Here is a 14,236-nt window from a genome sequence, read left to right on the forward strand (position 1 = left end):
CGTGGCCCTGTGGCAAGCCTTTGGTACTGTGAAAAACGCTTGTGCTTGCGGTTGGCCGCGCGATAAATGACAGATTGGGCGCCGGAAGCGTGGCTGCGCGTGCGCTCGTTATGAAAAAGCCGAGCCGCCCGTATCGGGCGGCTCGGCAATCAAAAACCTTGGATTCGGGGCATCCGTTACTGGTTAGCCTGACCCTCGAGCATGCCGTCGAGGGTGCGCCAGGCGAGCTCGGCGCATTTGACGCGGGCGGGCATGTGTGAGATGTCCTGGAGCTGAGCAGCCTCGTCCAAGTCTTCCAAGTCTTTCTCGGAGAGCTCCTCGCCACGGATCATGGCGAGGAAAAGCCCTGCCAGACGACGAGCCTCCTCGACCGTTTCGCCCGTGATGAGGTCGGCCATGATGTCGGCGCTAGCCTGGCTGATGGCGCAGCCGTGACCGGTAAAGGATGCCTCCTCGATTACATCGTTCTCGACACGCAGCTGCAGGGTGAGCTCATCGCCGCAGCTGGGGTTGATGCCGTCGTGCTCGTGCGTGGGCGCATCCATCTCGTACTTATAGTCGGGGTGGGAGTTGTGCTCCATAAACGTGGTGGAGGTGTACAGATTACCCATTGAACGTGCTCCAAACGTGATACAGGCCGGCGATGAACTTATCGATATCGGACTTGTCGTTGTAGAAGGCCACGCTGGCGCGGCAGCAGGCAAGGTTTTCGACCCCCAGCCAGGTGAGCAGCGGCTGCGCGCAGTGGTGACCGGCACGAATGCAGACGCCGTCCATGTCCATGATGCTCGCGACGTCGTGAGGGTGGATGCCCTTGACGTTAAAGCTCACGACCCCGTGGTGGTTGTCCCAATAGATGGAGCCGATGATCTGGACAAAGTCGAGCTGCATGAGCTCGCCCATCAGGTAGTGGACGAGTGCCTGCTCGCGGGCCTGGATGTTTTCGTAGCCCACCGTATTGACCAGGTAATCAAGCGCCGCGCCCGTGGCGAAGACGCCGGCGGCGTCCTGTGTGCCGGCCTCGAACTTCTCGGGGACGGGCGCCCAGACGGCGTCCTGCTCGGTGACCGAATCGATCATCTCGCCACCGGTAAGCATGGGCGGCATGGCGTTGAGCAGATCCATCTTGCCCCACAGCACGCCGATGCCCATGGGGCCCATGGCCTTGTGCGCGCTAAAGGCAAAGAAGTCGGCTTCCAGATCGGCCATATCGACCGGCATGTGCGGCAGCGACTGCGCGCCGTCGACGACCAGATAGCCGCCGTACTTGTGCACGAGCTTGCCGAGATTCTTGACCGGGTTCTCGACGCCCAGCACGTTAGAGATCTGACCCACGGCCAGAATCTTGGTCTTGGGGCCAACCTTGGCAAGCACTTCCTCGGTCGTGAGCTGACCGGTCTTGGTGGGGTAGAGGTAGACGAGCTTGGCGCCGGTCTCGCGGCAGACCTGCTGCCACGGAATCAGGTTGGAGTGGTGCTCCATGATGGTGATGACGACCTCGTCGCCGGGCTCCAGCACCGTGGGCGCAAAGCTCTTGGCGACCAGGTTGAGCGACTCGCTCGTGTTGCGGGTGAAGACGATCTCATTAGCCTGGGAGGCGCCGATGAGGTCAGCGATCTGCTGGCGCACCTTCGCGATGGCCTCGGTGGCCTCGACGGACAGCGAGTACAGGCCGCGCAGGGGGTTGGCGTTCATGCGCTGGTAGAAATCGCGCTCGGCGTCGAGCACACAGGCGGGGCGCTGCGCGGTGGCGGCACTATCGAGGAAGGCGATCTCGGGGTGCTGTTGGAACAGCGGGAACTGCGCCTTGTAGGGGTTGGTCTCGATGTCGACGGTAGGCCAGCCGCGCGAGGCCTCATCGCTGGCGTCGAACTCCATGGGCTCGGGGGCAGTACAGGTATCGCATTTAACGTGCTCGGTGTCGATCATGCGAGCTCCTCCTCAAAGTTATCGATCAGGTTGTTGCCCAAGCGGACGACGGCGGCGCGGATGCGCTCGTCGGCGGCGGAAAGTGCGGCGTCCTCCAGCTTGGCACGGATGAACAGGTCCTCGGCGGCATTTTGGTCAAGGCCGCGGCAGGCGAGGTAGAACAGCTGCTCGTCGCGGACGTGGCCGATGGTGGCGCCGTGGTTGCCGGCGACGTCGTCCTCGTCGCAGAGGATGACGGGAACGGTCTTGTTGTCGACGCCCTTGTTGGCCAAGAGCACCGTCTCGCGCTCGGTGCCGACGGCACCCTTGCAGCCGTGCACGAGGTCGATGGTGCCGCGGTAGACCTTCTTGGACGTGCCGGTCAGCACGCCGTTGGCATCGATTTCGCACTCGGTCTTGCGGCCGCGGTGGCGCAGCTCGTAGTTAAAGTCGCGCACCTGCTGGCGGGCGCCCAGGTAATCGGTATCGATGGTCACCTTGGCGGTATCGCCCAGCAGGTCGCCGGCAAGGCCGGTGGCGCTGGCGCCAGCACCCAGTACGGTGTGCTGCACGTTGACGCGCGCACCCTCGTCCAGGAACAGGCCGGCGTCATCGAGTGCGATCCAGCTGTCGTCGAGTGTCTGCGTACAGGCAACGTTGACGGTGGCGTACTCGTGGGCGCACACGCGCAGCACGGAGCCCACGACGCCCTCGCCGGTAACGGGGGAGTCCAGGGCGATCTGCAGGTCGAGCGTTGCCTGCGGGCGGGCGACGACATCGATGGCGGCGATGGCAGCGGCGGCATCGACGCCGCTCACGCGCACGGTGACCGTGGCACGGCCGTAGGCGGGCACATCGATGACGATGTGCTTGGTGGCATGGTCGGCCAGATAGGTGTAGGCGGCCTCGCCCATGCCGGTCTCGAAGGCCTCGGCGGGGGAGAGCTCCTCCTCGAGCTTGATAGCGCCGGCCTGGTAGACAGAGGTGGCGGGCACGTCGAGCTCGGTCTCGGGTGTGATGCGGGCGCGGTCGGCGGCGTCGCCGGGGGCAGAGGCGCGGCGCTCGGGGAAGCGCTCGGCCATGGCGTCCATGGCGGCGTCGAAGGCGTCGGCCGCACCATGGATCTGCTCGTCCAGCCCCTCGACCTCAACGGCCTCGGCGGGAGCGGCGGCAAGTTCGTCCGAAAGCTCGAGCCTGGTTTGGTTCATCTTGAGCCAACCCCAAGTGGCGGCCGGCATCGCGTTGACGCCCCCGATCTCCTGCAGCACGCCGTCTCGGGGCTCCGACCCTCCTCGCGTACCTTTAGTACGCGTCGTCGGGCTCGTCGCTCCCGATACGTCGCACTGCAGAAGCTCGGATGACGTAAATGCGTTCGGCGTGTTGGTGGTCTGATTCATTATCCGATCGCTCCTTCCATCTCGAGCTTGATCAGGTTGTTCATCTCGACGGCGTACTCAAGCGGCAGCTCCTTGGAGACCGGGTTGGCAAAGCCGTTGACAATCATGGTGCGGGCCTCTTCCTCCGAGATGCCGCGGCTCATCAGATAGAACACCTTGTCGTCGCCGATGCGACCGATGGTGGCCTCGTGGCCGATGTCGACATTCTTGGCGCGGATGTCCATGGCGGGGATGGTATCGGAGCGGCTTTGGTCGTCGAGCATCAGCGACTGGCAGCTCACGGTTGCCTTGGAGCCCTCGGCCTTAGGCGTGGCCACGATAGAGCTGCGGAAGGTCTGGATGCCGCCGCTCTTGGAGATGCCCTTGGTCTCGACGGTCGCCGAGGTCTCAGGCGCGTTGAGCACGACTTTGCAGCCGGTATCGAGGTTCTGGCCGGCGCCGGCAAAGGTAATGCCGGTAAAGCTCGAGCGGGCGCGGCGGCCGTTGAGCACGCTCATGGGGTAGAGGTAGCCCACGTGGCTGCCGAAGGAGCCGCTGATCCACTCGATGTCGCCGTCCTCGTCCACGCGCGCACGCTTGGTGTTGAGGTTGTACATGTTCTTGGACCAGTTCTCGATGGTCGAATAGCGCAGGTGCGCGCGCTTGCCCACAAAGAGCTCGACAGCGCCGGCGTGGAGGTTGGCCACGTTGTACTTGGGCGCGGAGCAGCCCTCGATAAAGTGCAGGTCGGCGTCGTCCTCGACGATGATGAGCGTGTGCTCAAACTGGCCGGCGCCCTTGGCGTTGAGGCGGAAGTAGCTCTGCAGCGGAAAATCGAGCTTGGTGCCCTTGGGCACGTAGACAAACGAGCCGCCCGACCACACGGCGCCGTGCAGGGCCGCAAACTTGTGGTCGGTGGGCGGGATGAGCGTCATAAACTTCTCGTGGATGAGCGGCTCCCACCGCGGGTCGTGCAGGGCCTCCTCGATGCCGGAGTAGACGATGCCCATCTTGGACGCGGTGTCCTGCATGTTGTGGTAGACGAGCTCGGAGTCGTACTGCGCGCCGACGCCTGCCAGGTAGCTGCGCTCGGCCTCGGGGATGCCCAGGCGCTCAAAGGTGTTCTTGATGTCGTCGGGCACCGACTCCCAGTCGTGCTTTTGGTCGGTGTTGGGCTTGACGTAGGTGACGATGTTGTCCATGTCCAGGCCCTCGATGGAGGGGCCCCACGTCGGGTCGGGAAAACGGTTGAAAATCTCGAGGGACTTGAGGCGCAGTTCGAGCATCCACTGCGGCTCGTCCTTTTTGGCGCTGATCTCGCGCACGATGTCGGGCGTGATGCCGGCGTCGAGGCGCTCGAATCCCTCCTCGCCATAGGTGAAGTCGTAGAGGCTGCGGTCGATGTCCGCGACCTCGGTGCGGTTCTTGGTCATTGCGTCGCCCCTTTACGCCTGCTGCTCGGCAGCGACGGCCTCGGCCTGGGCGCGCTGCTCGGCGGCCTCGCGCTCGAAGGTCTCAAAGCCGTTCTTGTCGATCCAGGGGATCAGCGAGGCGTCGTCCTCGCGCACGATGTGGCCCTTGACCATAACGTGGACGCGGTCGACATCCAGGTGCTCCAGGATGCGCGTGTTGTGCGTGATGATGAGCATGGAACCGTTGCAGCTCTTGCGGTAGGCGTCCATGCCGTGGCTGACGGTGGACAGGGCGTCGACGTCCAGGCCGGAGTCGGTCTCGTCCAGGATGGCGAGTTTGGGCTGCAGCAGCAGAAGCTGGAGCATCTCGACCTTCTTTTTCTCGCCGCCCGAGAAGCCTACGCCCAGCTCGCGGTTGAGGTAGGCGGTGTCCATGTTGAGCTCGGCCGCGAGCTCCTTGACGCGACGGCGGAATTCCTTGCCCTTCATCTCCAGGCCGGGGCGGCCGGCGATGCTGGCGCGCAAAAAGCTCGACAGCGGCACGCCCGGGATCTCGACCGGAGCCTGGAAGCTCAGGAACAGGCCGGCGCGCGAACGCTTGTCGGTGGTGAGCTCGGTGATGTCCTGGCCGTCAAAGACGATGCGGCCGTTCTGCACGGTATAGACGGGGTCGCCCATGACCAGGTGACCGAGGGTGGACTTGCCGGCGCCGTTGGGCCCCATCAGCACATGGGTCTCGCCGGCGGCGACGTTGAGGTTGACGTTGTGGAGGATGGTCTTCTCGTCCACGGAGGCGGTCAGACCTTCGATGGAAAGCAGCGGATTTGCGCTCATGCTGTCCCTCTCTGTTTATGGTGTACTCATAGGTGTACTAAACCCTAGGAATCTTCTCGGAATAAAGTTACTATGGGTTCGGCGTTAGTCAAGGGAAAACCCGACTAATCCACTCGACTTTTCAGATGTGGGACATAATAATTGGGATCGTCTGCCCCACACGCTTGGCATCTGGGGCAAACCCTGCTGATGATAATTTCTCAAGCGCAACGGGAGGGTAGGTATGCTCATTTCTTCTAAGGGCCGCTATGCCCTCCGTTTGATGATTTATATCGCGGCGCTCGGTGACGCCGAGGGCAAAATCGCCCTGCGCGAGATTGCCGACCGTGAGCATATTTCGCAAAAGTATTTGGAGCAGCTGGTCCGTCCGCTTATGAAGGCGGGCTTGCTCAAGAGTGTGCGCGGCAAGGGCGGCGGCTACATGATGGCCGTGGACCCGGCCGAGGTGCGAGCCGGCGATATACTGCGCGCCGTCGAGGGCAGCACGGCGCCCGTCGCATGCGATGGCATCGATAACAACTGCACTCGCAGCGATCTGTGCTCTACTGTGAAATTCTGGCGCGGTCTGGACGACGTGATTGAAAAGTACGTCGACGGCGTGACGTTGGCCGACTTGGCGGCCGTGCCCGAGATTAACTTCGATATCAAGCTATAACTCGAGCACAATTCCTTAAGATTTCGCGGAGGGCGTTATCGTTTGTCGAGTTGTTGTTGTACGACATCGGTCTTGCTGCGATACTTAAATCTATCTTTGCAAACTGCACTTTAACTACACCAATGCAAGGAGGATCTTATGCAGCCCAAGCATTCTGCGATTGTTGCCGGATTGACGCTGGCTCTTTCGTTTGGCGCCGTTGCCGCGCCCGCGCCCGCTGCTGCGGATGAGCCCACGCCGGGCGTTGCCTCGGATGCCACCGATATCGATAAGGGCCTTTATACCCAGCAGTCTTTCTCGGGCGTGCTGAGGTCGGTCCAAGGCGTCTCGTTTGTCAATGTGACCAGCGAGATGAAGTACTTTACCAAGTATGAGAGCCACGGCAACTATAACCAGGGCTTTTCGTACGGCGACGGCTATAACGCGCTGGGCTATTACCAGTTCGACCGTCGTTGGTCGCTCATTCCGTTTATGAAGCAGGTCTACAACTACGATTCTGCCAAGTACGGCATGCTTAAGTCTGCAATTGACCGCGGGGGCGATATCTCCAACGCAAGCAACCCCATGTATTCGAACGGTCAGCTGACAGAGCTGGGCCGCATTGCACAGGGGGCCTTCCAGGGCGCCTATAACGCCGATCCGGCTGAGTTCTCGGCGCTGCAAGATTCATATGCATACAACTCCTATTACGCGGTGACCGAGGCCTGGCTCAAGAGCGCGCTTGGTATTGATATCTCTGGCCGCGCCGATTGCGTCAAGGGTATGGTGTGGAGCATCACCAACATGTGCGGCACCTATGGCTGCCAGGACTTTTTCCGCTGGGCAAATCTTACAAACGATATGACCGACCGTGAATTTGTGACGGCGCTTTCCAGCAGCGTGGTCAATAACGTTGCCCGTAAGTACTCGAGCCAGCCGCAATATCACGAGGGCTGGAAGAACCGTTACAAGAACGAGCTTAAGGATTGCCTGGTCTATATTACCGAGGACGAGGCCGCGGCGACGCCGCCGGTCGAGCCTCAACCTGAGCCTGAGCCTGAGCCCGAGCCTGAGCCCGAGCCCGAGCCCGTGACTCCGGCGCCCGCCGCTCCCGTTGCTCCCTCTGGGTCTAGTGCCGATACCAATGGTGCTGACAAGGATACCGTCGATACTCCTTCGAACGATGCCGGAGCAAGCGATGGAAATGGCGATGTCGTTTCGGGCGGCAGCGCGGGGCCTGCCTCGCCTTCGAATTCCGCAGATGCTGCGGCAGGGTCTGGTTCTTCCGCCAGTGGATCGACTGCCGGTTCGAGCGACTCGTCGACGAATGACAAACCCTCTGCGAGCGAACAGCTTGGCTCCATGTTTGGCTCCTCGCTGATGTCTGGCATCAACAGCAGCTCGTCTTCCAAGAAGGATGGCTCCGACCAGGCCGCTACGGAAAAGACCGAAGAAGCTAAAGGCCATTCGAAGGACGAGGGGTCTAAGGGGTCTGATTCCGACAAGGGCACGGAAGTCGACGGTGCGGAATCGAAGGATCCCCGCCTTGGTAAGGATGGCAAGCACGCGGACGACAATGGGTCCAAGGGCCTGGCTGATGATGGCGCCGACCAGAACCAGGGTAAGACCAAGGTTGTGACTGCCTCAGCCACGACGACTGAGTCCTCTAAGGGCAGCATGCCCAAGACGGGTGACTTGATTTTGATGGCGAGCCTTGCCAGCGCGAGCTTGGCCACATTGGGCGCTACGTCTATTGTGAGCGGTAAGCATAAACTTGATCAGCAAAACAAAGACGCTGCGGAGAAAGACGCCCAAAAGTAGGCTCTCAGCGAGCGTTTTGCCTTAGCGATTCAAATAGGGGCCCGATGCGATAGCACCGGATCCCTATTTGTTGCGAATCGTTTTGTTATGCCCCCCTTATGGAGTCATTTCTACCGTTACCCGAATCATTTGTTGAACAATAAAATTGTTACCAAGATGGTCGCTAAAATGGCATCGTTATTCTAAAAGGGGAGATAAAACGGTGTCTGAACAGGCAATGTATGATATTGATAACACCTTTGACGTAAAGTTGCTCAATCCCGGCGGAAATGCCGTTCTGACGATTGATATTCATGATTTTGCCGATGCCGCCGATCATTGTGTCTTAGTTGATAAGACCATGTTTATTGCCGATATCTTAGATTGCGAATCGACTGTGGCGCTCTGTTGTCGGCCTCATGGTTTTGGCAAGAGTATGAACCTCTCCATGCTCAAATGTTATCTGGAGCGTCCTGTGCCCGGCTCGTCTAACGTCAATCTCTTCATCGGTAGCAAAATATGGGACGCAGAAGATGGCGTCTATCGTGATGAGTATGCACGCTATCCGGTCATTGCTTTGGATTTTTCTGCTTCCTCCTATCGAGGCGCCGATGCCGAGGCCGCCATGCGCGATGCCGTCGCTCGTGAGTGCGCTCGTCTGTTGCCGCTGCTGGAAGTTCCCGATTTAGCGCGCGGCGACGTGCGCCATATCGAGCGCGTAGCGCGCGGTGTTGCCGGTTCTGATGAAATCGATTCGGCTCTTGGCGTGTTAATCGAGCTCCTCCGTATGGCATGTGATGAACAGGTTGTGCTGCTGGTTGATGGGTATGACGCGGCGTTTACGAATCATATGCAGGCGAAGGGCGCCTATGGCTCGTGCTTTGTCGAGTTGCTTGACCGCCTGCTCTTTGACGTTATTGTCTCCTCGATCGATTCTTTGCGGCTGGTTTGCTTGATGGGGGAGCGACCCGGCCCCGCACGGGCGGCACTTGCGCATCGCAACTGCCCGTATTGTTTGGCTTCGCCCTTGTCGAGCTGGTGCGATCGCTGGTTTGGTTTTTCGGATGCCGAAAACAGGGCGCTGCTAGATTACACTGGTCAGAGCGACAGACTGGCTTGCGCGCGCGAATGGTTCGAAGGCTACCGGTTTGGCGGGTTCTATTGTTCGAACCCGGCTCGTGTGGTTGACTTCTTGGCTCGGGGCTGCCTGCCGCCAACGCGCTTTGATGTATGTTGCTATGCCGATTGTCTGAACGAGACTGTGGGCGCCTGGGATTTGAGATGGCTTGCGGCAATGTTTGATTTGCTTAATCCGTATGGCTGTGTTGAGGCGCCACTGTGCTTGGACGCCGTGAAGCCTGATGCCGGGACAGCGGAAGGTATTTGGACCGATTTGTATTTGAGTGGACTCCTGACGACAGATGCGACTGATCGCCAGGCGGACGGCAGTCTGCCCCACGCCCTGCGCCTTCCCAATAACGAGCTCCGGTATGCGCTGCGTCTTGTGATTATCGAATGGTTCGAGTGCGCTGCCGAGAGTGCCGAGACTATCGATGACTTCCAAGAGGGTCTTAGCCGCGGTGACGAGCGTGCAGTCAGGCGAGCTTTGGACGCAATTATTAATGACTTGGGCGTCGAAGGAGACGAGTCGGATTTGCCGCTGGCTTTTCGTTTGGCACTGCAGGGTCTTTGTTTTGGGTTGCCTGGGTATGCCGACCCTGTTGCAAAACGAGCGCACGGTTCGGAGTTTGTGGATTTCCAGGTGTTTCCGACCGCCAATACCTTTGATGCGGTGGATACACTTGGCATATTGGATAGCCGCCCGCTTATCTCGGTCAGCATGCTGTACGACTCCGATGTCGATGCGTTGGGCCTAGAGCTTCTGTCGGTACAGGCATTGCTCGATATCGAGCGGAGCGGTCTCGACGACATTCGCGTGCCACGTCCTGCCGTGGGCCGCATGCGCTGGGGGTTTGGCTTTGATGGACAGCATGTGTCCGTAGTATGCCAGCGGCTGTAGGGGCGGGCGTATGAGCAGTTTTTTAGCGGTTAATACCGCTGTGCTAGGATTAAACAGTTCTGATTTGCGTTCCCAAAGGGGTTTAAGTGCCGAGCAATTTGCATTCTGATGAGCGTATAGAGGTCTCAGTTATTGTTCCGTGTTTTAATACGGCACAGTATCTCGATCAGTGCCTGACGAGCATCGAGGCCGATGACCTTGCATCGCTTGAGGTTATTGTCCTTAATGATGGCTCGACTGATAACTCACTGGAAATCATGAGGCGCCACGAGGAAATTGATTCCCGAATTCGCGTTATTGATAAGCCGAACCAGGGATATGGTGCTACGGTCAATCGTGGTATTGAGGAGTCTCGAGGTGCATATATTGCCATTGTCGAGCCCGATGATTACCTTAAGCCTGGTATGTATGCACGACTGATGGACCTTGCCCATGCATACGGAGAGCCCGATGTTGTGAAGTCGGCATATTGGCGTGTGTGTATGCCCGGTACTCCACAGGAGAACGTATGTCACTGCGCCTATTACAAGCGAATTAATACAAAGAGGCAGCCGTTTACGTTGCGGGATAATCCTCGTCTGATCCAGCATCACCCTTCCATTTGGAGTGCAGTTTACAAGCGTTCGTTTTTGGATGAGTTTGGAATTCGCTTTAAAGAGGTGCCCGGTGCCGGATGGGTGGACAATCCCTTCTTGATTCAAACGCTTGCTCAGGCTCGCTCGATTGCGTATACCGATGATTCGTTTTATTGCTATCGTGAAGATCTTCCTACGTCGTCTTCGGCTAAAAAAGCAAGCGATCTCCCTATTGTTCGTTGGAATGATATGGCAGATATCGTTGATGAACTTAATATTTCCGACAAGGGGATTCTTGAGTCTTTCTATACCATTGGTTTTAGGTATGTTGGTGGCCTTGTTGAGCAGGGGGCCTTTGAGGATCCGGCACTTAAGGCTCGCTGTGCGGCATTGTTTAAACGCATGAATCCTGAAATCGTTTCGGGCATGTCGCACATCAGCGGTGCATTTAAGCAGACATACTCCCAGCTCACCGGTGTAGTTGTTTCGGCCAATAAAGTGGCATATGTCGCCTATCTTGCCTCTGAGTTCGTCTATTCGTTGCGCATTAATGGTTTTGGGTTCGCTTTCTCGCGTATCGGTTTGTTTGGCAATCGTCGAGCTGCCGAAAAAGGGGAGCGCCGCGATAAGACTAGTGCCTAACGAAGCTGTGAGAGTGGATTATTGATATGACAGACAAGAAGCGAATTGCCATCTATACGCAAGATGCCAAGCTTGGCAATGAGGTCAAGGGCGCAACGCGCTATGTATATCTTGCAACGTTGCTGCATGAACATGGCTATGATGTCGATTTTATTACTTCGGGATTTCAGCATTGGGAAAAACGTCAACGCGACGTTGAACACTTTAATGCCGGGACTGACGCCTATACAATTCGATTTATTGAGGAACCGTTTTACCCCAAGAACATGTGTCCCCAGCGTATCTGGGCACATCACGTCGTTGCCAAACGTGTATCGGAGTATTTCGATTGGCATCATGATTACGACTTGATTTACTGCCAGATTCCACCCAATGATGTTGCCAGGGAAATTGGTAAAGCTGCTCAAAAGTTTAATATCCCGTTTGTGGTCGATGTTAATGACCTTTGGCCTGAGGCCTTCCGTGTGGCGTTCGACGTTCCCGTTCTTTCCGATATCTTGTTCGCGCCGTTTTATCGACAGGCCAAAGCCGTATATCAGATGGCCGATGCCATTGTTGGTACTTCGGATGAGTATCGCGAGCGTGGTCTGCGTGATGCACGAGCTGGCATTCCGAGTGAAACCGTTTATGTCGGCAACCAGCTATGTGAGTTTGATGCCGGCGTTTCTGTGAATGCTCCGCAGATTGATAAGCCTGCTGGTGATATTTGGGTTTCCTATGCCGGTACGTTAAGCGCGTGCTATGACCTGGAGACGTTGGTTAATGCCATGGCGTTGGTACAGAAATCTCATCCCGAAGCTAAGCTTCAAATTTTGGGCGATGGCTCGGAACGTGAGAATCTTAAGGCCGCAGCGCAATCTTGTGGTGCTTCTGTAGCCTTCCACGGCTATTTGCCGTATGACCAAATGGCTGCTTGGCTGTCCAAGAGTGACATTACGATCAACTCGCTGGTGGAGAAGGCCGCTCAGAGCATCGTGACCAAGATTGGTGACTATCTTGCCGCCGGAAAGCCTATGGTCAATACGTCGTGCAGCAAGGAGTTTAGAGCAAAAGTTGAGGCCGATGGGTTTGGTGTAAACGTTAAACCCGGAGATGCCGAAGGTATGGCTAGGGTCCTTATTGACCTTATTGAAGATTCGTCTCGCCGAGCGCAAATGGGGGAACGAGCGCGAGCCATCGCAGAAGAGCAGTTTGATCGTCCGCACTCGTATCTCAAGACGGTGCGGTTGATTGAGGGGCTTATTGGCTAGGACTTCTGGAGGGACATAATGTTTGAGCCGCGAAATATCTTGGTAACCGGCGGCTGTGGGTTTTGTGGCTCTGCATTTGTCCGCTACGTGGTGAGCAATATCCCGGATGTTCATATAACAGTGCTGGATAAACTTACCTATGCCGCGAATCCTGACAGCATCGCTGGGTTTCCTGAGGACAGAGTGAAGCTTGTTGTTGGCGACATCTGTGACTCAGACCTCCTTAATCAAGTTGTTCCTGGACACGACTCAATCGTGCATTACGCTGCCGAGTCTCACAACGACAATTCGATTGCCGACCCTGAGCCTTTTGTAAAAACGAACATTGATGGTACATATCGGCTTCTCGAAGCCGCACGTACGTTCAATGTGAGGTTCCATCACATTTCGACTGACGAGGTGTTCGGAGACCTTGTGCTCGATGACCCGCGTAAGTTCACCGAGGAGTCCCCCTATCGGCCGAGTAGTCCGTATTCCAGTTCCAAGGCGGCCTCTGACATGCTCGTGAGGGCCTGGATTCGTACTTATGGCCTACGTGCAACGATTTCAAATTGCTGTAATAACTACGGTCCGCACCAGCATCCCGAGAAGTTCATCCCGCATTCCATTGCATGCATTAAACATAGTGAACGCCCCAAGTTGTATGGCGACGGTCTTAATGTGCGCGATTGGATTCATGTTGAGGATCACGCCCGTGCCGTTTGGTCTATTTTGACTAAAGGGAAGGTTGGGGAGACGTATCTCATTGGTGCTAATTGCGAGCGCAGCAACCTTGAGGTTCTCACAACCATTCTTAAGGCAATGGGTCAGAGTGAGGGCTACATTGACTGGGTGAAGGATCGTCCGGGACATGATCGACGTTACTCTATAGATGCGAGCAGGCTTCGGCGCGAACTCGATTGGATGCCAATTCACAATGATTTCGCAGCAGAGGTTTTACGGCTATGTTTTAGTGAATGATCACTTTAACGAACGCTCACATTACCTCATTAGCAACATCCTGCAATTGTTTACTAAATAGAGCCTAATTGGCGAGCTGTTTATGGCTTCAACTTGTTTGGAAATAAACTATGCGTGGGCGATGCGTTTATATAATGGCTTAAGTCGTATAGAAGGGATTTAAATTGTCTGTTCGTTTATATAGATTGCGAAGCTGCCCTCTTTCAAAAAGAAAGACCATTTGTCGTGCTGGGCTGGGTATTCTCGCGATTTCTACTCTCCTTGCGTTTCCGTGCAAAGCCTTCGCTGCCGAAGCACAGCCTTCGCTCTACGTCACTCAGCCTGAGGGCGGCTTCGCTGTTTCTTCTTTGGCTACGGATGAAACGTGGGATTCAAGCCATTACCCTGAGCTTGATGCGTCCGCGAATCCTGCCTCCCCGTCCTCATCAGATTTTGAAGACGGCAACAGCACCACTGATGACGGTACTTCTGATAAGGTTCAGTCGGAGTCTAAAGATTCGTTTTCTTCAGACGATTCGGAAGAAGGCAATCATTCCTCCAGTCAAGACAAGGGATCTGATAGTGATCGGATCGAATCCGATGCCGATGTTGATTTGCCGACCGCTCCTTCCGACGAGGACTTGGCGGAGATTTCGGCGGCCGACGGCTGGAGCAAGACTGATAGCGGAACATTTTATTACCGTGACGGCGCCATGCTCTACGGGGAGCAGAGGATCGAGGGCCGCTGGTACAACTTCGACCGCGCCACCGGCGCCATGTCGACCGGCCTGACCGACCTGGGCTACAAGACCGTGCTCTACGGCGAGGACGGCGCCATGCTCTACG

The 14,236-nt window shown here is 57.1% G+C and carries 12 protein-coding genes; 7 read left to right on the forward strand and 5 right to left on the reverse strand.

Features of this window, described 5'->3' with window-relative positions; translation table 11 throughout:
• Positions 1–176: 176 nt before the first annotated feature.
• The 5 genes from sufU to sufC are packed head-to-tail and all read right to left on the reverse strand — an operon-like array spanning position 177 to position 5,530.
• The gene (gene sufU / locus ACTQV4_RS08920; protein ID WP_441041897.1) at positions 177–611 is read right to left on the reverse strand and encodes a Fe-S cluster assembly sulfur transfer protein SufU; all 435 of its coding nucleotides are present in this window, start codon (positions 609–611) and stop codon (positions 177–179) included.
• Complete coding sequence (locus tag ACTQV4_RS08925) at positions 604–1,929, reverse strand: aminotransferase class V-fold PLP-dependent enzyme (protein ID WP_441569664.1); 1,326 nt, start codon at positions 1,927–1,929, stop codon at positions 604–606. The genes sufU and ACTQV4_RS08925 overlap by 8 nt, the downstream gene beginning before the upstream one ends.
• Positions 1,926–3,305 carry a SufB/SufD family protein gene (locus ACTQV4_RS08930; RefSeq protein WP_441569665.1) on the reverse strand — a complete coding sequence of 460 codons (1,380 nt, stop codon included), beginning with the start codon at positions 3,303–3,305 and terminating at the stop codon, positions 1,926–1,928. The genes ACTQV4_RS08925 and ACTQV4_RS08930 overlap by 4 nt, the downstream gene beginning before the upstream one ends.
• Positions 3,305–4,717: a Fe-S cluster assembly protein SufB gene (gene sufB / locus ACTQV4_RS08935; protein WP_441569666.1), complete on the reverse strand. Its 1,413-nt coding sequence runs from the start codon at positions 4,715–4,717 to the stop codon at positions 3,305–3,307. Before sufB ends, ACTQV4_RS08930 begins: the two co-directional genes overlap by 1 nt.
• A 12-nt stretch (positions 4,718–4,729) precedes the next feature.
• Positions 4,730–5,530, reverse strand: a complete 801-nt coding sequence (gene sufC / locus ACTQV4_RS08940; protein WP_441033050.1) for a Fe-S cluster assembly ATPase SufC — start codon at positions 5,528–5,530, stop codon at positions 4,730–4,732.
• Between the two features lie 223 nt (positions 5,531–5,753).
• Here sufC and ACTQV4_RS08945 point away from each other — a divergent pair, with 223 nt between their 5' ends.
• From ACTQV4_RS08945 to ACTQV4_RS08975, 7 genes are all read left to right on the forward strand, one after another.
• Positions 5,754–6,185, forward strand: coding sequence for an RrF2 family transcriptional regulator (locus tag ACTQV4_RS08945; protein WP_154518293.1), 432 nt, complete (start codon positions 5,754–5,756; stop codon positions 6,183–6,185).
• Between the two features lie 138 nt (positions 6,186–6,323).
• A complete protein-coding gene (locus ACTQV4_RS08950) occupies positions 6,324–7,985 on the forward strand; it encodes a hypothetical protein (RefSeq protein ID WP_441569667.1) in 1,662 nt (553 codons plus the stop codon).
• Between the two features lie 202 nt (positions 7,986–8,187).
• Complete coding sequence (locus ACTQV4_RS08955) at positions 8,188–9,984, forward strand: AAA family ATPase (RefSeq protein WP_441569668.1); 1,797 nt, start codon at positions 8,188–8,190, stop codon at positions 9,982–9,984.
• An 86-nt stretch (positions 9,985–10,070) separates the two neighbouring features.
• Positions 10,071–11,201 (forward strand): glycosyltransferase, encoded by a 1,131-nt coding sequence (locus ACTQV4_RS08960; protein ID WP_441569669.1) that lies wholly within the window; start codon positions 10,071–10,073, stop codon positions 11,199–11,201.
• A gap of 26 nt (positions 11,202–11,227) precedes the next feature.
• Positions 11,228–12,451 carry a glycosyltransferase family 4 protein gene (locus ACTQV4_RS08965; protein WP_441569670.1) on the forward strand — a complete coding sequence of 408 codons (1,224 nt, stop codon included), beginning with the start codon at positions 11,228–11,230 and terminating at the stop codon, positions 12,449–12,451.
• Positions 12,452–12,469: 18 nt separating this feature from the next.
• Positions 12,470–13,411, forward strand: coding sequence for a dTDP-glucose 4,6-dehydratase (gene rfbB / locus ACTQV4_RS08970; protein WP_441569671.1), 942 nt, complete (start codon positions 12,470–12,472; stop codon positions 13,409–13,411).
• 164 nt (positions 13,412–13,575) lie between these two features.
• The coding region (locus ACTQV4_RS08975; RefSeq protein ID WP_441569672.1) for a hypothetical protein at positions 13,576–14,236 on the forward strand (661 nt) is incomplete at its 3' end.

The organism is Collinsella sp. LCP19S3_B11 (genome assembly GCF_052121915.1).
Classification (GTDB): Bacteria; Actinomycetota; Coriobacteriia; order Coriobacteriales; family Coriobacteriaceae; genus Collinsella.